This is a genomic window from Roseivirga misakiensis (assembly GCF_001747105.1).
GTDB classification, from domain to species: Bacteria; Bacteroidota; Bacteroidia; order Cytophagales; family Cyclobacteriaceae; genus Roseivirga; species Roseivirga misakiensis.
Window position 1 is genome coordinate 670,405 of the sequence record NZ_MDGQ01000005.1, and the last position, 21,657, is coordinate 692,061.

At 40.2% G+C, this 21,657-nt stretch carries 17 protein-coding genes; 9 read left to right on the top strand and 8 right to left on the bottom strand.

Annotated features, from left to right (window positions below; all coding sequences use genetic code 11):
* Nucleotides 1-43 precede the first annotated feature (43 nt).
* A complete protein-coding gene (locus BFP71_RS10715) occupies nt 44-772 on the bottom strand; it encodes a LytR/AlgR family response regulator transcription factor (protein WP_069835469.1) in 729 nt (242 codons plus the stop codon).
* Nucleotides 762-1,820: a sensor histidine kinase gene (locus tag BFP71_RS10720; RefSeq protein WP_069835470.1), complete on the bottom strand. Its 1,059-nt coding sequence runs from the start codon at nt 1,818-1,820 to the stop codon at nt 762-764. The genes BFP71_RS10715 and BFP71_RS10720 overlap by 11 nt, the downstream gene beginning before the upstream one ends.
* A 143-nt stretch (nt 1,821-1,963) precedes the next feature.
* On the opposite strand from BFP71_RS10720, the gene BFP71_RS10725 reads away from it, so the two are divergent.
* The 8 genes from BFP71_RS10725 to BFP71_RS10760 all read left to right on the top strand — a co-directional run bounded on the left by BFP71_RS10725 (nt 1,964) and on the right by BFP71_RS10760 (nt 13,269).
* Complete coding sequence (locus BFP71_RS10725; RefSeq protein WP_222843483.1) at nt 1,964-4,435, top strand: TonB-dependent receptor; 2,472 nt, start codon at nt 1,964-1,966, stop codon at nt 4,433-4,435.
* Between the two features lie 3 nt (nt 4,436-4,438).
* The gene (locus tag BFP71_RS10730) at nt 4,439-5,299 is read left to right on the top strand and encodes a DUF4249 domain-containing protein (protein ID WP_088124990.1); all 861 of its coding nucleotides are present in this window, start codon (nt 4,439-4,441) and stop codon (nt 5,297-5,299) included.
* 961 nt (nt 5,300-6,260) lie between these two features.
* On the top strand, nt 6,261-6,938 hold the full coding sequence (locus BFP71_RS10735) for a TetR/AcrR family transcriptional regulator (RefSeq protein ID WP_069835472.1): 678 nt from the start codon (nt 6,261-6,263) through the stop codon (nt 6,936-6,938).
* Between the two features lie 11 nt (nt 6,939-6,949).
* The gene (locus BFP71_RS10740) at nt 6,950-9,121 is read left to right on the top strand and encodes a peptidase domain-containing ABC transporter (RefSeq protein WP_088124991.1); all 2,172 of its coding nucleotides are present in this window, start codon (nt 6,950-6,952) and stop codon (nt 9,119-9,121) included.
* Nucleotides 9,122-9,124: 3 nt separating this feature from the next.
* Nucleotides 9,125-10,489, top strand: coding sequence for an HlyD family secretion protein (locus BFP71_RS10745; protein WP_069835473.1), 1,365 nt, complete (start codon nt 9,125-9,127; stop codon nt 10,487-10,489).
* A 1-nt stretch (nt 10,490) separates the two neighbouring features.
* Nucleotides 10,491-11,990: a TolC family protein gene (locus BFP71_RS10750; RefSeq protein WP_176723353.1), complete on the top strand. Its 1,500-nt coding sequence runs from the start codon at nt 10,491-10,493 to the stop codon at nt 11,988-11,990.
* Between the two features lie 76 nt (nt 11,991-12,066).
* Entirely contained in the window at nt 12,067-12,606 is a 540-nt protein-coding gene (locus BFP71_RS10755; RefSeq protein ID WP_069835475.1) for a ferritin, read from the top strand.
* Between the two features lie 33 nt (nt 12,607-12,639).
* Nucleotides 12,640-13,269, top strand: coding sequence for a Crp/Fnr family transcriptional regulator (locus BFP71_RS10760; RefSeq protein WP_069835476.1), 630 nt, complete (start codon nt 12,640-12,642; stop codon nt 13,267-13,269).
* A gap of 5 nt (nt 13,270-13,274) precedes the next feature.
* On the opposite strand, the gene BFP71_RS10765 is transcribed toward BFP71_RS10760, so the two are convergent.
* Nucleotides 13,275-13,979 carry a LytR/AlgR family response regulator transcription factor gene (locus BFP71_RS10765; RefSeq protein ID WP_069835477.1) on the bottom strand — a complete coding sequence of 235 codons (705 nt, stop codon included), beginning with the start codon at nt 13,977-13,979 and terminating at the stop codon, nt 13,275-13,277.
* Nucleotides 13,972-15,030 (bottom strand): sensor histidine kinase, encoded by a 1,059-nt coding sequence (locus tag BFP71_RS10770; protein WP_088124993.1) that lies wholly within the window; start codon nt 15,028-15,030, stop codon nt 13,972-13,974. Before BFP71_RS10770 ends, BFP71_RS10765 begins: the two co-directional genes overlap by 8 nt.
* 238 nt (nt 15,031-15,268) lie before the next feature.
* Here BFP71_RS10770 and BFP71_RS10775 point away from each other — a divergent pair, with 238 nt between their 5' ends.
* Complete coding sequence (locus BFP71_RS10775; RefSeq protein WP_069835478.1) at nt 15,269-16,177, top strand: DUF6624 domain-containing protein; 909 nt, start codon at nt 15,269-15,271, stop codon at nt 16,175-16,177.
* 49 nt (nt 16,178-16,226) lie between these two features.
* Here the strand turns inward: BFP71_RS10775 and BFP71_RS10780 are convergent, their stop codons facing one another.
* From BFP71_RS10780 to BFP71_RS10795, 4 genes are all read right to left on the bottom strand, one after another.
* Nucleotides 16,227-18,122 carry a beta-N-acetylhexosaminidase gene (locus tag BFP71_RS10780; protein ID WP_069835479.1) on the bottom strand — a complete coding sequence of 632 codons (1,896 nt, stop codon included), beginning with the start codon at nt 18,120-18,122 and terminating at the stop codon, nt 16,227-16,229.
* Nucleotides 18,123-18,213: 91 nt separating this feature from the next.
* Nucleotides 18,214-18,432 carry a hypothetical protein gene (locus tag BFP71_RS10785; protein WP_069835480.1) on the bottom strand — a complete coding sequence of 73 codons (219 nt, stop codon included), beginning with the start codon at nt 18,430-18,432 and terminating at the stop codon, nt 18,214-18,216.
* 295 nt (nt 18,433-18,727) lie between these two features.
* On the bottom strand, nt 18,728-19,966 hold the full coding sequence (locus BFP71_RS10790; RefSeq protein WP_069835481.1) for an MFS transporter: 1,239 nt from the start codon (nt 19,964-19,966) through the stop codon (nt 18,728-18,730).
* A 108-nt stretch (nt 19,967-20,074) separates the two neighbouring features.
* Nucleotides 20,075-21,652 (bottom strand): PQQ-dependent sugar dehydrogenase, encoded by a 1,578-nt coding sequence (locus BFP71_RS10795; RefSeq protein WP_069835482.1) that lies wholly within the window; start codon nt 21,650-21,652, stop codon nt 20,075-20,077.
* Between the last annotated feature and the right edge of the window lie 5 nt (nt 21,653-21,657).

The window sequence follows — 21,657 nt, forward strand, 5'->3', positions numbered from 1 at the left end:
TGTGAAAGGAACTTCTCACTCAGCCAATGGAACAAGAGTGTTATTACTCAAAAAGGTTGGCACTATTAATCTTCGATCTATAGGTTTTTCCAATGGGTATGTCTTGACCGTTTTTCAAGTGTAAAGTGTGTCCAACTTTACTTTTGACCATAAGTTTAGGGATAATAAATGATCGGTGAACTTGTAGAAAACTGTCGGGTAATTCTTTGGCCAATTTGGAGAGTGACTGCAAAACAAGGTATTTCGATTCGGCTGTGTGATACCTAATATATTCGCCCACGGATTCTATATATAGTATATCAGATAGTTGAATTCGATGGCTTTCGTAACCAGATTTAATAACTAGACTTTTGTCATCGTCATTTAAGATAGATTCATACTTGGCGGCTTTCGCTTCCACGCTAAATATGGATTCAATTTTTTGGACGCACTTCAGAAACCTATCTTCTAGGATCGGTTTGAGTAAATAGTCTAGAACTTCAAATTCAAATCCCTTCAAAGCATATTCTCTATAGGCCGTTGTCAAAACTACTTTGGCTTCCTTGGTATAGTCCTGTAAAAAGTCGAGCCCAGTTTTGTGAGGCATCTGAATATCTAAGAAAATTAAATCAATACGCTCTCTTTTAAGCAAGCTTTCTGCCTCAAACGCATTTTTACATTTGGCGACAAGTTGTAAGGTTTTGGTTTTACCAATATGATGCGCTAACAAATCCCGGGCATATTGTTCATCATCGACGACAATGCACTTTAGTTTAAGGCCTTTATATTCCATGGGTTAAGCTTAGTTTGGCTATGAACTCAGTGGCTGTTTTCTGGGTGGTGAAACTGTGTTTTTCACCATAGCAATATTTTAAACGTTGCTCAATATTTGTTAACCCGATTCCTGACTCTGACGGGTTTGTATTAGGTCTAGATTGAGAAGAAGGAATACTGTTAGTGATGGTAATTTCGGTTGACTGATCTTGGTTAACCACGCTAATTTTTACCGATAAATTTTCGCCCGTAACGGAGTAGCCATGTTTAAAAGCATTTTCAAGTAGGGGTAATACGATCATGGGTTCAATCTCGACACTATCATCGGCAATTTTCAGGTCTAAGTCTACATCAATACTTTCTTCATCTTTAATCAACTGAAAAAACACGTAGCTATCTATGATTTCAATTTCGCGAGAAAGCTTTATTTTTCCTTTGTTGCTCTCATAAGTTACATAGTGCAGCATTTCGCTCAACCGACGAATGAATTGGTCAGTCTTTTCTGGTTTCAGCTTTAAAACACTATATAAATTGTTCAAGGCATTTAAAAAGAAATGAGGGTTGATCTGTGATCTTAAGAATTTTAGTTCAGCTTGTGCCTTTTCTTTTTCTAAGAGCGTATTGGTTTGTTCTTTCTCAAGTTGATCTTTCCCTAAGGCATAAATGGTACTGATAAATACGATCAGTAAGGTAAAGAGCATCGGGGGGAAGGCCCTAATCACTCCTGGTAATTCTTGAATCGTCAAATCGCTGCCAGGTACAGTTCTGGCCCTGAGTAAGTCGGTTTCTGTAAAGTTGAACCAGCCAATAATAAACTGACTCATTAATAACAAAATCGCTAATACGCTCAATAAGAAAAAGCCGTACTTTTTGGTCTTAAAGAAAGTTGGAACCAGTACATATATATTCAAATAGGCAATCGCTATTTGTAAAAAATAGGGTAATAGAATTCTGTTGAGCACAGGTAGCACACTCTCCTGTTGCAAGCCTAAAGAGAAAGGAAACAGAAAGAGCACAAGCCAAAATCCGATATGGAGCCACTTAATATATTCTTTAGATACTCTCACGCTTCAAAATTAAACTTCCCAAACCAGTTTTTCTCCTTTTAGCGTCTCCTTTACTGAATAATTCATGCCCTCCGCTGAATGCCGAGTATTCGCTGATAACAGAACCAAGCGAAATGAGTGTCATTAGTGAAAACAAACAATAGATGCTTAATACAATGAAAGACGAGGTGGTAAATGTTGCTTTTTTAGGCAATGGTGTGCGCTGTGGTATGCTCAAACTTGTAGGCATTGTTATCTTATTTGGGTTGTCGGCCAGTTCTTTAAGTGGTCAAACCCAGAAGGTAACAGTCAAAGGAAGGATTAGAGAGGCTAGTAGTGGCGAAGATCTGATTAGTGCTACGGTTTATGTTCAAGAAATGGGCACCGGAGTGGTTTCTAATCCATATGGTTTTTATTCGGTGGTCCTTCGGCCTGGTAAATACACTTTTAAGGTGAGTTTCATCGGCTTTGAAACCATAGTCAAACAAGTCGAAGTAAAAGAGGATTTGGAGCTCAATTTCGATATGAAGGAGCAAATAGATGAGCTTGAAGAAGTAGTCGTCTATGCAGAAAGTGAAGATGAGAACGTGAAAAGTACCAAAATGAGTATCGCTAAGATAGATGCTGGTACAATTAAGCAATTACCAACCGTTTTCGGAGAAGCAGATGTGATCAAGTCAATCCAGCTCTTGCCTGGCGTAAGTAGTAATGGCGAAACATCTGGAGGCTTTAATGTTAGAGGTGGTGCTGCCGATCAAAATCTGGTTTTACTGGATGAAGCAACAATCTTCAATACCAGTCACTTATTTGGTTTAGTCTCAGTTTTTAACGCAGATGCTATTAAAGATGTAACCCTATATAAAGGAGGAATTCCATCGATTTACGGCGGTCGGCTTTCATCCGTGCTAGATGTTCGGCAGAAAGATGGTAATAGCAAAGAGCTGTCGGGAAGTGCTGGAATAGGGCTGCTGTCCAGTCGGCTGAATCTAGAAGGCCCAATTGATAATGGGAATGGATCATTTCTGGTAGCGGGCAGAAGGTCTTACGTAGATTTATTCTTACCCTCAATCCTAGATGATGCACCAACGGTTTATTTCTACGATCTAAATTTAAAGGCTAACTATACGTTTAATGCTGATAATCGGCTTTTCCTTTCTGGATATTTTGGCCGAGATAATTTAAGTGTCGATGATTTCGTAAACAATGACTGGGGAAATCTAGCCTTTAACATGCGCTATAATAAGGTGCTAAACGACAAGCTCTTCTCTAACTTCTCTTTCATCTATAGTGATTACAGATACAATTTTGATATTCTCCGGTCCGATGGATACTCTTGGGAGGCACACATCGAGAACTTTAATTTAAAGTCTGACTTTACGCTATTTCAAGAAGGTGAAAACCAGATAGATTTTGGCGCTAGTCTGCTCTATTATGATTTCAATCCAGGCGATATATCGCCTAACGAAGAATCTGCCACGCTCGGCACCACTTTAGATCCAAAGTATGCCTTGGAACCCGCTTTATACATTAATGCGAAGAGAACAATTGGTCCAAAATTTTCAATAGAGGCAGGGTTAAGGTTTTCGTCATTTTTTCGATTGGGTGAAGAAGAGATTAGGCAGTATGCCAACGATCAACCTGTGGTGTATAATGCTGCCCTCGGAAGATATGAGCAAGGTACTGTTGTGGGTACAAAACAGTATGAGTCTGGAGAAGTAATTGCTGATTTCTATAACCTCGAACCTCGTTTGGCGCTGACATACCAACTTGACGGTGAAAGCTCTTTGAAGGCGAGTTATAATCGAACAACCCAATACATCCATTTAATATCGAATAGTACGTCACCCACAGCACTGAATATCTGGACACCTAGCGGTCCTTTTCTAGAGCCTCAACTGTCCGATCAGGTGGCTTTAGGCTACTTCAGGAACTTTAAAAACAACATGTACGAGGCATCTGTAGAGGCTTACTATAAAGACATGCAAAATCAGGTCGACTATGTAGATGGGGCAGATATACAATTAAATAATAACCTAGAAACAGAGCTGCTTTCAGGTCGAGGTAGAGCTTATGGGCTGGAGCTTTATGTCAAAAAGAATAAGGGACGATTTACAGGATGGATGAGTTATACACTTTCGAGAAGTGAGAGACAAGTAGACGGAGCTGGGACTGGTGGACCAGGAATTAACAATGGAGAGTATTACGCCAGTAACTTCGATAAAACACATGACCTGAGTTTGACAGGTATGTATAAGTTGAACGAGAACCTTATGCTAAGTGCCAATTTTATTTACCAAACGGGTATGCCGATCAATTATCCAGAAAGTAGATATGAATTTGGGGGCATCGTTGGGGCGAATTTTGAATCACGAAACCAGTCAAGGATAACAGACAATCACAGACTTGACATTTCCATAACCATGAACACTAAGAAAAAGCCAAAATGGGATGGCAGTTGGACTTTCAGCATCTATAACCTTTACAATAACCAAAATGCCTATGACGTCACCTTCAGCCCGACGGGAGCTGATAGGGGTGCCGATATATCTAGATTCTTTATTGATAGGTATAGCACGCAGGCCACACAAACCTACATCGGCATGTTTCCAAACATTACATACAATCTAAAATTCTAAGAGATGAAACGTATTCTAATAATATTTTCTATCGTGCTTTTCACGTTTTCATGTACTGATACGCTCGATGTCGATTTAGAGGAGGGGACTGTCAGATTGGTGGTAGAAGGGCGCCTAGAGCTGTTCAAAGATGGTTCGGGAAGCGGTTACCAATCCATAAGGCTAACGACTACGGCTCCTTATTTCCAAAATGAACAAGTCCCTGCGGCTACTGGAGCATCGGTGTTAGTAAGAGATTTAGGAACTCAACAAATCTATCAGTTTACGGAATCTAACACCGAACCCGGCATTTATGAAACACAAGGTTTAGTGCCGATTGTTGGCAATGAATATCAACTAGAAATTGAATATGAGGGAAATACATACCAGGCAACAGACAGGATGTTGCCCGTCGCTGACATCGATCGATTAGCACAGTTTTTCAAGGAAGAGACAATCTTTACGGACGAAGGAATAGGTCTGGAGTTAGACTATGAAGACCCTACCGACGAAGTGAATTATTACCATTGGCAAACTTTCCGTAATGATACTTTACTGGTAAAAGCCGATGTTGGTAATCAGTTCAATTTAGTTTCTTCAGATGAGTTCTATAATGGTCTTCAGGTACAAGGTTTTGAGTTGGCCAATGATTTTACCTTTCAAGTAGGAGATGTAGCGCTGGTTCGACAATACGCTTTGTCTGAAGCCGCTTATGACTACTATAGAAATTTCTACGAGCAGGCAGTTGGTATCTCACCAGGATTTGGAGATGTGGTGCCGGCAACGTTAAGGGGTAATGTTAGAAATTTGACAGATGATAGTCTTTACCCATTGGGTTTCTTCGAGGCCAGCGAGGTGGCGCAAATGGGCATTACGATACAGTAATTGACAAAGAGATGGCTGATTGTGGATAACCATGTTTATAACCCTGTGGATAACTGTGTGGGTAAAAGAGTGGGAAACTTGTTGAAAACTAGGTAGTTATCAGTCTTGCGTGTAAAGTTATTAAAGGTACCTTAGATATACCAAGTGAGGGATAAAGAACAGAAGCCTAGCTTCAGTCTCTCTTCGGGGGAAGCCCGAAAAAATGTCGTGAATGGGCTGTACATGAAAATGTCAGTCTGAAATAGTCAGAGTGAGCTGTTTGTATCATTGGGAACGTAAGTGACGAATGATACGGTGGAAATCGTCCTTTGTGGCGACGACTAAAGTGTTTGTGATCACTACTTTGAAAGGGAGTAATCATGAGACGTTCAAAAATCTTTCTATGAAAGGTGCTAGAGCAACACTTCATAACAGTTGGTGAACAATTTTATCGAGTAATCGGTAAAAGTGTAAATCAGATTAAACCTAGGTTATATCTAATCACGGTCAGCGATTACTGGCGACAGTAATTGACACAAAGCCTCGGCTGAGTGGAATATGTCAGATCTTCTTGGGATGATTTAGACAAAGAACGTTGACATTTCACCCGAAAGGATGAAACAAAAGACTACAAAAGCTTCATTTAACCTGTTCTGTGCTGTGCATGGAAATATAGGTGAAGCCGTGAAGAGGCAGCGCTTACACTTAATGGTTTCGGTCGTTAAGAATGAGCAAAGTTCTAAACAGTACCTTGGCATTAAGAAATGGTGTTAACCATTTCTTAATGAAGAGGGGGCGAGTAATCGTCCCCACTTTGTTATTTGGGGGTATTTGAAAAAATACGGGAAGAGACCGCTGGGGAGCGGTCTCTTTTTTTATTTCAGCTTTTCTGAACTTTTTTCTTAGTTGTTCGTTGTGTTACTAGTTTCGATAATAGTATTACTATTATCTGTAAAAGTTAATTATCACATTTTTTCAATTTATGGCACTTTTAAGGCTAGAAATGAATGCGAACCTGTTTTTGAGAGACCCTCAAGAAACAGATCTAGGTAGAAAGATTATTGATCAGTCAATTCGAATGATTGATGAACTTGGACTAGAAGCCTTCACATTCAAGAAGTTATCCAAGGCGATTGATTCCACAGAGGCTTCGATTTATCGATACTTTGAAAACAAGCACAAACTGCTCGTCTATCTAATCGCTTGGTATTGGAATTGGTTAGAATATCGAATCGATTTTGAAACGCACAATGTTAAAACGCCCGAAGAGCGTTTAGCCATTGCACTTCGATTAGTCACTGAACAGCGTAAATACGATAAGTCATTTCCGTCAGTAGACGAACTAGCTTTACAAAGAATAATTACAAATGAGTCGGATAAGACTTATTTGACAAAGCAAGTTGACAGTGATAATAAAGAAGGACTTTTTAGAGGGTTTAAATCACTTTGTGGTCGTTTAGCGGAGATTATTTTAGAAATCAACCCGGATTATCCTTACGCTCATTCACTGGTTTCAACAGTGCTCCAAGCGGCACACCAGCAAGTATTTTTTGCAGAACATTTACCATCCCTAACTAATCATAAAGCTGATTTAGGGAAGGTTCACGAAGATAATTATGTGTTTTTACTAGAACTTATTCAAAAGGCCATTAAGGTATAAAGCTTAATTCCATGACCAACCAACACATTGCTAATACGATAAAGGAGGTTTCCGTTCTTTTGAATGCAAGTCTTGAGGATGCTCTGCTTCAAGATATGCAGGCCAATTCTAAGCGGTATGCCATAGATGAGGCTTTTGAGTTTAAAAGAGACTTGATAGAAACTGCCAACAAGATTAGGGTGGTCCTCTTGGATCAATCCCTTTCAGGTGAAAGCCTCGCGGTATTTCTAAGAGATGTCAATATTCCTTTGATCGCCCTAAGACAATTAGAAGATGGATTTGCTCCGGTCATTCTTACAAAGGCTAGAAAAGGAATAAAAGTCGTTCAAATTGATGGAGATGGCACGCAGGATTTAACCTATGAAGATATTGAGGGGCAATTAATCAAAGATGCACAAGGGGAGGTCATGCTTTTAGGGGCCTTCAGTTACCGAAGTCTAGTATCGGAGCATGAAGAAGGTGAGCTGCCTAAACCTTTGAGCCCCGTCAAAAGACTCATCAGATTACTGAGCGAAGAGAAGAGAGATATCTTCTACATTTTCGTTTATGCAGCATTTGTGGGGATTGTATCCTTAACATTGCCACTTGGTATTCAGGCAACGGTAGAACTAGTCTCGGGTGGTGTAGTATTCAGTTCTATTTATCTATTGATAGGCTTAGTGCTATTGGGAATTCTAGCTTCTGGAGGTTTGCAGATTATGCAAATAACCCTGGTGGAATACTTGCAGAGAAGAATTTTCACCAAGGCAGCTTTGGAGTTTACCTTTAGGATACCTCGCATGAAGATAGAGTCCTTAAATAACTTTCATGCGCCAGAATTAATCAATAGGTTTTTCGATGTACTGACCATTCAAAAAGGATTGCCAAAGTTACTGGGAGATTTGGTGTCAGGTGTGATCCAAATTCTATTCGGATTGGTATTACTCTCTTTTTATCACCCATTCTTCGTGTTCTTTGGCTTAGTGCTCATACTGACTTTACTGTTAATCTTTAGGTTGACTGGTCCAAAAGGATTGCAATCATCGATCAAGGAGTCCAAGTATAAGTACAAGGTGGTTTACTGGTTGGAAGAAATCGCCAGAACGCTGAACTCATTTAAGATTTCTGGTAACACAAGTTTGCCAGTTAAGAAGACCGAGTATAACGTGAACAATTACCTGATTAACCGTAAAGTACATTTCAAAGTGCTGGTTAGTCAGTACTTCTACATCGTTTTGTTTAAGGCAGTTATCACGGGTGGACTATTGATCATCGGTACATCGTTGGTCATCAATAGAGAAATCACTTTAGGCCAGTTTGTGGCTGCTGAAGTAATTATCATTTTGATACTTAGCTCGGTTGAGAAGATTATAACCTATATGGACGTAGTCTATGATATGCTGACCGCAGTAGATAAAATCAGTCAGGTGACCGATTTACCATTAGAAAAAGTAGGCGGTATTGATCTCGATGAGAAAGAGTTGGATAAAGGCTTCTCAATTCGCCTGAAAGACCTTAGTTACACCTATCCCGACGTAAAGAATCCTGCTATTCATAGCATAACCACGGGATTTGCTTGCGGTGAGAAGATTTGTATCTCTGGAGGGAATGAATATGGAAAAACCACGCTGACTAATACCATTTCTGGTATCAACCAGAATTATAGTGGCGCCATAACGATCAATGAGTACAGTCTAAGAGATTTAGACCTTACGAATCTTCGGGATAAACTGGCAAAAAACGTATCGGCAGATGATATTTTTGAGGGTACTATCTTGGATAACATCGTGGTAGGTAAACCTGATGTATCCACACGTGACGCGGTAGAGGCGGTTACTAAAGTTGGTCTTGCTGATAAAATTAATATGTTGCCTGATGGCTACAATACCCAAGTGATTAGTGGAGGCAAGGGCTTTTCGAGCAGTTTTGTCCATAAACTGATCTTGGCCAGATGTCTGGTGAAAAAGCCAAGGCTACTTATTTTGAATGACTTCTTCGCCTCCTTCCAGAGGTCTGAGAAAGAGCATTTAATCGATGTCGTTACTTCTGCCGCTGAATGTACGCTCTTGGCAGTATCCAATGACCCAATGGTGATGGCTGCTTGTGATAGAGTTATCGTTATGGAAGGTGGTACTATAAAAGCGGAAGGCACATTCACCGAATTATTATCCGCAGGATATTTGAACAAAATCATAAAAGTTTAAGTCATGTTGAATCTATCAGATAACAAAAATCAAGAGATACAGCATCAGGAAAGTGTGTTGTTCAAAACGCTAGGCTCACCCAGATCGGGGCGTAAAGTGGCTAGGATATTGATATCCGTGACATTTTTATTCTTCATATTACTGTTCTTTCCTTGGCAGCAAAACATTCGAGGAAATGGTAAGCTCACCGCTTTTAATCCAGCGCAGAGACCACAGTCTGTCGAAACGGCTATTGCAGGTCGAATCGAAAGTTGGAAAGTTCGAGAAGGACAGTTTGTCAAAAGAGGAGATACTATTCTTACCCTTTCAGAGATCAAAGACAAATTTTTTGACCCTGAATTATTAGACAGGACCAAAGAAAGACTAGAGGCAAAAACTTCAAGTATTGAATCGAAGAAAGACAAAGTAACCTCATTAGAAGGTCAAATCACGTCATTGCGAGAGCTCTTAGTTTTTAAGAAAGAATTGGCTGAGAATAAGCTCAAACAAGCCAAATTAAAATTAAAAATAGACAGCGTAGACTACGAGACTGAGAAGATTCAGTATGCCAACCAAGAAAGCATATTCCGACGAAACCAAAAAAGGGAGGAAGCTGGAATTCTTTCTTTGACTAAACTACAGGAGTCGGAGTCCAAGTATGAGGAGGCTAGGAATAAAATCAATAGTGCAGAAAACAAGTTGGCTGATAGTCGACAAGAAGTAATGAACGCAAAAGTTAACATCGATGCGGTTCAATCTGAACTCTTGGATAAAATCAACAAGGCTGAATCAGATAGAAACAACACGCAAGCCGAAATTTACGATGGTGAGGGTGACTTAGCGAAATTGAGAAATGAGTTGGCCAACCTTACCATAAGAAACGATCAGTACCAACTTACGGCACCGCAAGATGGTTTTTTAGTGAAAACGATGAAGGCTGGTATTGGTGAAACAATAAAAGAAGGGGAGTCCGTGGCGCAGATTATGCCAGAAAACCCAGATTTGGCGGTGGAAATGTATGTAAAGGCTATGGATGTTCCGCTTATCGGAGAGGATAGGAAAGTGAGAATTCAATTTGATGGATGGCCTGCACTTCAGTTTTCAGGCTGGCCAAATGTTTCGGTAGGTACTTTTGGTGGAGTAGTGAGAGTTATCGACCGTGTAAATAGCACTGGAGGTCTTTACAGGATTTTGGTAACGCCGGATCCTGAGGATGAGCCTTGGCCAGAGCAATTACGTATCGGGTCTGGAACCAAAGGTTGGGTAATGTTAGATAATGTAGCGGTATGGTATGAAATCTGGCGTCAACTCAATGGCTTCCCACCGAGCTTATATGAAGCACCTAAGGATACCAAGGGTAAGGTTGAAAACACTGAAGAAAAGAAGTGATATGAAGAGGCTTCCTATTTTTTTATCGCTTTTGACGCTTTTCACATTGGTGACCAGTGCTGCTCATGCGCAGGATTTCAAAGTAAAGTCCTTGGATCAATTAATCGAGGCCAATGCTGCGGATACGGCACGAGTAATGCCTTTGGAATCATTTATCGGTTTGGTGCTTAGAAACCATCCAGTGGTAAAACAAGCCGATCTCTTGCCTGAAAATGCGAAGCAGGAAATTCGATTGGCACGTGGTGCTTTTGATCCAAAACTAGAAGCTAGTTGGGATGTTAAGAACTTCGACGATAAGGACTACTATGATTTTGTCAACACTACGCTGAAGATACCTACTTGGATACCGATAGATCCGAAGTTTTCGTTTGATAGAAATTTTGGAGAATTTGTCAATGCCGAAAATTCAATTCCTGAGCCCGATAACTTTAGACAAGTAACGGCTGGAATCAGTTTGCCAATTGGTAGAGGCTTATTGATTGATCAACGACGAGCGACAGTAAAACAAGCAGAAGTGTTTAGCAAAATCAGCGATGCGGAGCGTTTGAAAATGATCAATAAAGTGCTACTGTCCGCTTCAAAGGATTATTGGGAGTGGTACTTTGCTTTTTACAACTATCTCTTGATCGAAGAGAGTTTGTCCATTTCAGAAACTATATATAATCTGGTTAAACAAAACTTTGAATTTGGGGATGTTGCGGCAATTGATACTGTTCGAGCAGCTACGTCCTTAGTTCAACGCCAAGTGGATAGGCAAACTGCACTTGTCAATTTTCAAAGAGCGGGCCTTATATTGTCGAACTATATCTGGTCGGCCGACGAGTCGCCACTGGTTCTACAGGATGACATGGTGCCACAACTTGATTTAACGACCAACCTGCTGACCACAGATATTCCTTTGGATAGTTTAGTAGCCACGGCACTAGAAAATCATCCGGAATTAGTGAAAACTAGTCTTAAGTTGGAACAGCTGGATATAGATAGGCGATTGGCCAAAGAGAATTTGAAGCCGACACTGGATTTGAATTACAACCTCATCAATTCTCCTATCAACGCACAAGGGGATTTTGTGGATATTCGACTCAGAAATAACTACAAGTTTGGAGTCAATTTTGGCATTCCACTGTTTTTGAGGAAAGAACGATCAAAACTGAGACAGACTCAAATCAAGATTAAGCAAACGGGTTATGAGTTGAATTTGCAAGAGCGGGAGATTGTGAATGAAATCCAAGCTTCATATTTCGAACTAGAAACCACGCAACAGGCTTTGGTTAGTCAGAATGAGTCAGTCGATTTATTTAAGCGCATCTTTGAGTTAGAACTGCTTAATCTTGATCTTGGAGAAAATGATCTCTTCAAAATCAATTTCCAATTAGATAAACTGCTTGAAGCTCAAACTAAGCTGATAAAGATGAGAACGGACATGGAGAAAGCGAGAGTGATTCTATATTGGTCGGCTGGGCTTCCTTATCTCAATTTCAACAAGGATAGTCCTAGATAGACTTTTCTCATCTGTCATTCTATGCTAATCCTACGATATTCATTAACTTTGATCAACGCGAAAGACAAGACATAAAATGGAAAGACAACAAGTAACAGCCAAGCGATCATTAACAAAAGCTACAGAAGATTTATTGAACCGTCAGATCATGATGGAAGGGTCATCTTCTGCTTCTTACCTTTCAATGGCTTCATGGTGTGAAATGACTGGATATGAGAATTCAGCCAAATTTTTATACCTACACTCTGATGAAGAGCGTCAACACATGTTGAAAATTTTCCATTATGTAAATGAGGCTGGTGGACACTCAATCCAGCCAGAAATTAAAGATATCAAGCATCACTATAGCTCGTTAAGAGAAGTTTTTGAAACTATCCTCGATCACGAAATCGCCGTGACTAACTCGATCAATGAAATCGTTAATCACTGTTACGAAATTAAAGATTTCACCACCATGAACTTTTTAAACTGGTTTGTGGAAGAGCAAAGAGAAGAAGAGACGCTAGCCAGAAGAGCCGTTGAATTGTTCGATTTAATCGGTGAAGACGGTGTTGGTTTATGGACAATCGACAAAGAAATCCTGAACCTAATTGGTGGTGAAGGTGATGCAGAATAATCGCATAATCAGTTTCGATTCCTATTCCTGATCATGTTAGAAGCGTTAGAAGAAAATCTGAGTCAACTGGGTTTTGAGCATGAGTTGATTCAGGAAATTTTACGCTTTGGGAAGTCAAAAACAGTAACTGCAGAAACATCTCTGATTAATCCCGGTACGCCAGCCAACGCCATGCCGATGGTGATTACCGGGACGCTCCGAATTATGCGAGAGGATGAGGAAGGCAACGAGGTTTTTCTCTATTATCTCGAGGGTGGTGATGCCTGTGCTATGTCAATCAGTTGTTGCATGGGCAATTTATCCAGTCCATTTAAAGCCATTTCCGAAACCGATACAACGCTATGGATGGTGCCCTTGTCGATGATTGATGGGTGGATGGCAAACTATTCGTCTTTCAGAAAATTCGTAATTAATTCCTATCAAGATCGATTTGATGAGCTCATGAATACCATAGATAGCATAGCCTTCATGAATATGGATGAGCGCTTGATGAAGTATTTACTGGATAAAAAACAGAGTCAAGGATCATTTGTAATCGAAAAAACGCACGAACAGATCGCTCAAGAATTAAATACATCGCGAGTAGTAATATCTAGACTACTCAAAAAGCTAGAAAAAGAAGATAAGGTAGAACTCTACAGAAATAGGATAGAGGTACTTTAATAAACCTAAATGTTAGCCAGTTTTTCGGCAGTAACGGCTCTAAACGATCGGCTTATAGGGAGTTCCAAACCATCAATTTCAATACTCTCTTTGGTAAATGAAGAGATCGCTTTTAAATGAACTAGAAAAGAGCGATGAATTCTTAAGAACTGGTTTTCGGGTAAACGTTCTTGCACCTTCGACAAAGTCTCTCGTGTTACGATTAGACCTTTTTTCGAATGAATTTTCAAGTAATCGCTAAAACTTTCGATATACAAAATGTCGCTAACCGATAGCTTTACGGTCTTACGATCGGCACGTACCAAAATGTATTGATCAATCTCATTTTCTCTTACTTTATCGCCAGCTAGACTTTGCTTTTGTTTGTACTTTTCAACAGCTTCTTTAAACCTTGCAGGCCGAATAGGTTTTAGCAAATAATCTATCGCTTTCAAGTCAAATGCATCGACAGCGAAATCACGATGAGCCGTCGTGAAAATAATGCTCGTGTTATCCTTTATCGTTTTTGCCAGAGCCAAACCAGTAATCTCAGGCATTTCTATATCCAAGAAAATAAGATCTATTGGCCGATCTGCCATCAGGTTAATGGCTTCGATCGCGTTCTTACAATGCCCCACTAAAAAGAGTTCCGGCTCGTCTTTTATATACACATCTAACACCTCGCGAGCTCTTGGCTCATCATCGACTATAAGGCAATTGATTTTAGACATGTTCGACAGGTTTTAAACCTTTGATGTGGAGGTTTACATCAAAGATATTATCATTTTGTTCAATGCTTAATGTATGACGCTCTGGATACAGCATATTAAGCCTCGTTTGTATGTTTTGAAGCCCAATACCACTATGCTCCGTTTGCCCTTCAAACGAGTTGCGTATGTTAAATTTGAGTGTGTCATTCGCAACAATCAACGTTATTTCTATCACTTGATGATGTTGCATTGCCTTACCATGTTTGAAGGCATTTTCAATAAAAGGCATCAAAATCATGGGGGCTAAAAGGTAGTCTTCACGATCCAATTGGTGATTAAATGTCACTTTAAGACTATCATCGAATCTGGTTTTTTCTAGGGCGATATAATCAGCTATATAGTGTAGCTCCTTGGGTAACTTCACCGTGGGCTGATTGACTTGATAGAGCGTGTAGTCGAGTAAATCTGACAGTTTAAGTACGGTCTCTGGAGTTTCCTTAGCATTAGTTAGCGCTAGACTATAAATGGTATTGAGGCTGTTGAATAGAAAATGTGGATGCAACTGACTCTTTAATAAGCTGAGCTCTTGATTTTTCATCGCCACTTCTTTCTCGGCCAGCAGTTTTTCCAAATTGAGGTTTTCTACTTGTGTTATTTGCCTCTGTTTCCATAGGCTTAGGAAGCTAGTAGCGGCAACTATTATCCACATTGCCGCTAGAAGGAAAGGATAGTTTTTCGTTGATGGTGGCAATTGCTCCGCTCTGAAATTTGGAAGATAAGCCACTACGGCCATCAGAAAACCGATTGTGAGCATAGCACTACCCAGCAATGTGGTAATAGACCAGATCACAAACTGCATGAGCTTATTCTCAAGTAAAAATGAGGGGATGAGTTTGTAGATAAACACGTGACACGTAAGGATCGTGATGGGCATTAAGCCGATGGTGAAAGCCATGATATAATCACTGTTAACCGATCCATAGCGTAATAGAAACTGGAAGCAAAAGCTAACTCCAAAAATTAGAATCAGTTGCCTGTTCTTGCTGTGTTTAGCTGAAAGTATCAAATCCATAGTGCCGAAATAAGTGAATAAAAAGCCACCAATAAATTAAATGCGATGTTTGACATGTTTTGCGAGATACTTGGCAGAATAACTGACGAAAACCGCCAGAATTACCCTGAAAAACAAGGGCTGGATGTAATAATGTGCTTTATCCCGTGCTTCAGATGTCATCCGTCTCATTTTGAATTATGGCCTTGTTTTAATCTTTAGACTTGGGATATAAATCAAATGCTAAAAACTAATTCCTATGAAAAAAATAATGCTAAGCCTATCGTTCTTCTTGTGTATTCATTTGGCCATTGGGCAATCAAAAGGAGATTCTTTGCGCAATGCGGGGGCATTGGAGGCCGCTTTTATGGCCTATGGTGGTGAGTTTTATCAAAACCCAACAAATAAAGAAGTGGCCTATAAACTCGCGCAAACATTGTCCTTATCGAATCTTGTCGATACTGCATTTTTCTTCTTAGATGTGGCGCTCGAGGACAATTACAAATTGATGCCATTGGCAGATAGTGATTTGTATAATCTCTTTACAGACCCTAGATGGCGAGAGGTTGAAGATAAACAGTTCAGAAAGTTCCAAGAGAAAAATGGCGAGCTTAAGAAACCGGAATATGCACGACAATTGATTCGTATGATTATGAAAGATCAGGCGCTGGATTATCATCTAGATATGGGCAGGAATGAGTACGCGAAAAACAAATATGCCCCGCATTGGTTCTTCACGATCACCAAGACGAAAGCGAGATTAAACGCTGAAAACTTTACCAAAATGAATGAGCTTTTGGAAAAGTATGGATGGCCATTATATGATGATGTTGGCGAATTGGCCGCCGATGCACCATTACTGGTTATCAATCATCATGAAAGCGAAGAAATCCGTAAGCAGTACCTAGATCAGATAAAGGCAGCGTGTATGGCCAAACAAGGAAGTTGTATGGAATATGCAAAAATTCATGATCGAATTCTAGTCAATACAAATCAGCCTCAAACTTATGGAATGCAATTTAGATTTAATCAGAAGGGTGATTTAGAGCCTTTCCCAATCAAAGACCCTGAAACGGTAGATAAAAGAAGATTGGCCATTGGCTTGGAACCACTTGCAGTTTATCTCAAACGAAAGATAAACTACGATTGGACTGTGAAGCAAAAGTAGTAGCGGAAATGCTATAATCCAGAAGCAGGGTGGCAATCTTGTTTATTCCTTAATAATCATAAAAAGACAAGATGTCTTCTAATTTTGAAGCAGAATCGGAGAGTCCTCCAATTCTGTTTCTCATTACCCACAATTCTTTGTGTTTTTCTATAAGAAGGAGGAGCTCAGATTTCAATTTGGCCCTTTGCTCGGCAGGAATGCTTTTTGTTTGCATGTCTTTAGTGCCAAGTCTGGCTATCCCTAAATCGATAGCATGCATGGCTAAAGCCGCGGCCTGGTTTAACTCTGGAAGTAAGTAATCGGCATCCTCGGATTGCGGTTCGCCGAGGGCCAAAACTTCCAAAGCATTGAGAATGGACTTTCTGGATGCTTCTAAGTTATCGACTGTAAGTAGTTTAGTTTGGTAGTTGCCTTGCATCGTCCATAAGTACCTTCTGAGCAAAAGGTGGAAGGCATTGGCATTTCCTTTTGGAATCTTGGTGTCTAAATAAGCATTTCCAAGGGCTAACACGGCTTTTCCAGTATTTCCTGTTTTATCTTTGAAAACATACTTGTTGAGTTGGAATTCAAGGTGGTCGATTGCCTTATCGTCATAGTGCCATGCATAGCTAGCGCCAATGAGCATACTCGGATAAACTACCGATAGCGGCTGCCAGTGCCCATAATCTCCCCAATTGGTATTTAAGTATCCTTTTGCTCCGTTGGCTTTGCCAGTAATTGCAGCATTTTTGAGATTACCGAAAGCATTCTTGTTTCTTCCAATAAGCGATCGCCATGAAGAAGTACCCGGGCATACATAAAAATCAATACCTGCAGCTTTGAATTTGGGTAACTCTTTATCGAACGGATGATCATCTGCATAGCCCCAAACCAAAGCCGTCATGTCACTTGGTAATTCACTGATCAGTTCCGGGTGATTGAGGATAATGTCTCCCCAAAATTGCGTTTTAAAACCCAGGGTATTGGCTTCTGTATTTAGCTTTTTCAAGTAGTTTAAGTATACCTGACCTTTCCCCAATTTGTCACACTCGGCTTTTGATTTTCCCTCACAAAGCTCGACAGTTTCGTCTCCACCAATGTTAAAAAATTGACTAGAGAAGTTCGGAAGCACTTCTTGGTATAAAGATTTCATCAATTCAAACGAGCCAGGCACTGTAGGAGCCAAGCTGGTCCGTTTTCTTTTACCCCAAACGGTTTGGCAGTCGTCTGGGCATTCGGCCATGTCTAGATATTCATCGTGCTTGAGCCAGTTTTCCATATGGCCAAAAGAGTTTTGGTTAGGCACCAAATCGATATGATGTTTTTTGCTGTAGGCATCTAAAAGTTGAATTTCTTCTGCTGTTAGTGGGCTTGAATTTTCCCATACGGTTTCATGATCCTTGTAAGCAAAAGTGTGTTCTGTGTAGAGTTGCAACTCGTTGATTTTCCAGTCTGCCAGCTGATCAATCAGTTGATAAAGACTTTCCATGGTAGGCACCTTATCCCGGCTGATGTCTAACATGTAGCCCCTTCGCTCAAAGTCCGGCCAATCTTTAATTTTTAAGCAGGGGATAGGCTTTTCTTCTGAAATAGAATATTCTAAAAGCTGTAATAGCGTTTGTTTGGCATAGTAAAGTGCAGCCGTATTCTGGCCAACTACAATTACCGAATCATCGGCTATGCTGAGGGTATAACCTTGGTTAGGGAGGTTAACAGTGTCTAGTTTAAAGCTAAAATGTATGCCGATCGGTACGGGCTGAGCGATCGAGATATCTCCTTTAAATTCATTGTCTTCCAGAACTTGAACAAAATTTTTGAGTTGCCAAGCCTGTTCAAATATTTTGGAATCACATCCATCAGTATATGAGATTTCTTGCGGTGTATTAATGAGGTATTTCTCGATATCATTTCCGAATAGGCAGGAGTGGAAAAGCACACCGATGCAAATCAGCTTTAGTTTCTTCATAGACACTTTAGGAATTCTGCCAAAAGGTAGCAAATATGAATCCTAAAATGAATTGGTGCCTGTGTTAATCAAATTGAATAACGCTTGATAACTAATCCGGAAGTGATTCACAATGAAGGCCGCATTTACTGACTAGCTCTATGATATCTGATTCTGTATACCGATCGTCTGCCTCAATTCTGAGTACATTGTCAATGTCTTCCATATCAATGGACCAGTCAAAAATTTTTGTAGAATAGGCTAAAACTGCGTTGACTTTTTTGGCTTTGAAAATATTTTCAATGTCCGTTTTAAATATTAGGAGCTTCATATTATTGGTTATTTGGTAGGTAATGTATACGATGTTTCTGAATGGTTATTTGCTTCTTTTACTGAAGAATCGGTTGAGTTGGTTGAATTGTCGATTTCCGAAGCTAAACCGTATTTAGTCTGTTTTGATGGCCTTAGGGTTCGATTAACTTTGGGAAATAACGCCTGATTATTTTCATCAGAAGCCTGTAAACGAATTCTAAAATCTTAAATGGAAGTACGAGTAAATAGTGCATTGCTTGTCAGTTTGGAGTTTGACGTTGCATGCCAGTCTTAGGGGACAAATTGTAAGAACTTTAAGCAGTACTTTTCTGAAATAATTTAGCTGCCACTAATCCTACGAAAGCAAAAATGATTAATACACCAAATAGATATTGATGACCAAGAGCTCCAGGGTTATTATCTAAAATTACCCCCATGAGAGGCCCCATGAATACATCAGGTGTGTACCCAATAACGGATATAAAGCCAATCGCACTACCAGTAATCGAAAGTGGGATTTTTGATTCTTGAAATAGAGCATAGTAAAGGCCCCTTAAACCATAAATTCCTAAGCTAGTACTGGCAATGGTAATGGCGATCATAATCTCCATTCCAGGTTTGAGCAGCCCTAAACTGATGATGCTACTACCAAAAATTAGTATGAGAAAACTCAGTATAGTCATTTTGGAATGCCCATACCGATCGCCTAAAACTCCTGCCAGAACAGCTGCGAATGGTCTTGTCCAAAAGGAAATTGTTGCGATATGTGCGGCATCTATATCATTGTATCCAAAAGCATCACTGGCATACAGGCCGAAGTCATCGGTACACTTATAACCGACATAGCCACAGAGAAGAATAATAGCTTGATACCATACCGATCTTCTTTTTAACACTTCCTTCAAACCATTTAAGGTCAGTTTATGGGCAGACGATTTGTCCATAGCGTCATTGGGGAAGACAAACCATACCAGAATAGCGCTTGCTAGAACAACCCCTGAGAAAACATAAATGATATTTCCCAATGCCGTTGAGAGTTCTGCATTAGTGGCTTGTTCTACAGGACCTGGCAAAAATGCGGCTAACAGAAATACAGACGCTGAGGCGATTGCGGCTGCCACTAACCCGCGGCCACCGTCTACTGAGCCATATGATCTTCCTTGTGCATCTTCCCCGCCAAATTGTCGGATGGCTTTAATGTAGCCCGCCCAGAAAAGGAGAATTGTGCTCACACCCCAAAAGCCGTAGAGTAAGGTCAGTGTGGCCAATGAAGGAATGAAAGCCATGACAATTCCAGCGAGAGCTGTTACTATGAGAGAACAAATAAGTAGTTTCTTAGGGGAGTAACGATCGGCTATTGGGCCACCTGCGAAGTAAGAAATCATGGCAACCGTGCCATACAAAGAAAAGGCAGTACCAAGTTCTAGGTTCGTGATGTCAAAGACCTTTAAAAAAGTTGGTCGGAATACCCGAGTAACGACAAAAGGGAGTAGAAAAATGCTTTCTCCCACTAGCATTAATGTAAAAAGTAAGACTAACTTTTTCGCCTTCATTGCTTTTGAAGGTGGCTATTATTTCCAGTATAACCAAGGCTAATTCCTTACAAGAGAAAACTACTTTGCCTGATGTTCTTGACAAACAGGCAAAGTCTTGTGTCAAATTTATTTATTTCCATTTTCTAACTTAATGATCTTTCCATCAGCTTCATCTGTCAATAAATAAAGTTCACCAGCGGGGGAAGTGACCGCTTTTCTTAGTCTTACGCGATCATTAATGAATAACTCTTCTGTGCTGACTAGTTCATCATTTTCGATCACCATGCGCCAAAGGTTGCCTTTACTCAAACCTGGTACGATCAGGTTATTTTTCCATTGAGGAAACTCATTACCATAATAAAAAGTCAGTCCAGTAGGTGCAATTGTATGTTGCCAAAAGTGTTTGGGCATGGTATAGGTAGTGCCCGAAATTTCATACGGCTTGTAGTTTTTAGTCCTGTATCCTCCTGTTGTTCTGTTCGGCCAACCGTAATTGGCTTGAGGGCTGATGATATTTAATTCATCGCCCTGCATGGTGCCGTGTTCGCTAAACCAAAGTTTGCCCGAATTAGCATCTAGTGTAATGCCTTGCGCGGCTCGAATCCCCGTAGCAAATAGGCCAGGGACTGCCTTTTTTCCAAAATTCGGATTGTCTGTTGGGATAGATCCATCAGGGTTAATTCTTATGATTTTGCCTCTTGGGTCTTCAATGTTTTGTGCCACTGGAATTTTTGGGTTCAGGTGTTCGTAAAAGTTTCTCTCACCAGTGGAAATGTAGAGTTTTCCATCATTACCAAATGCCATACCACCACCATAATGATAAAGCCCGTGTGTATAGGGTCCAGCTAAAAATAGAGTTTCGACCGCAGTTAGCTGATTCTCATTTAGCTGCCCGCGTATCACTTTTAATGCACTGGCTTTTTCTTCATTTTCGGCGGCATAAGAAATGTAGATGTACTGATTGTTTTGAAAATCTGGATCGAGTAGTACTTGAAACCAACCAGCGTTAAAACTAAATTTCTTGCCATGCGCGCCTGCTGGAAAAATACCATTGGTATGTTTTACCGTGTCAATTAAGATTTCACGGCCAACATCTTTCGGTAAACCGCTTATTGCCTTTTGAGACTTTGTCTCAAGATTAACGCGTAAAACAGTACCATCTTTTTCCGCGACCAAGGCCTCACTTTCATTGATAAAAGCCATGCTCCAAGGCTTTTTTAAGCCCGACATCACGGTCTTCTTTACTGGTTTTGGGGTAGACTGAAGAATTGTTTTTGGTATTGGTTCAGCTGTCGCCGCTTTTGAAATTATTTTCCACTCACCATCAATTTTTTTTAATAAAACCAGGTCTATAAATCGCTTATCGAAAGAGGGGATTAGGGTTTCTATTTTGGCGGAAGCTATGTCCTTTTCAATGTCGATGGTCAGTATCTTTCCGTACCTTTTATTTCTGGTGCCAGGAGGTCGTCTGGTATACAATGAGGCATAGCGTTCTGCCGAGTAAATCATAACTGTGTCTGCGTCGTTGTGTAAAAACATCGGTGTGCCAGGATAGAATGCACTTAAAATTTTATCGGGATAGTTATAGCTCGTGCCTTCAATAAAGTTGTCAAGTACTGCCCGAACGGCTTCCTGTTCAGACTGACCTTTGATCGAGCTACTAATGATGAATAAGAAAAAAGTAAAAAGTAAATGACGTTTCATGAATG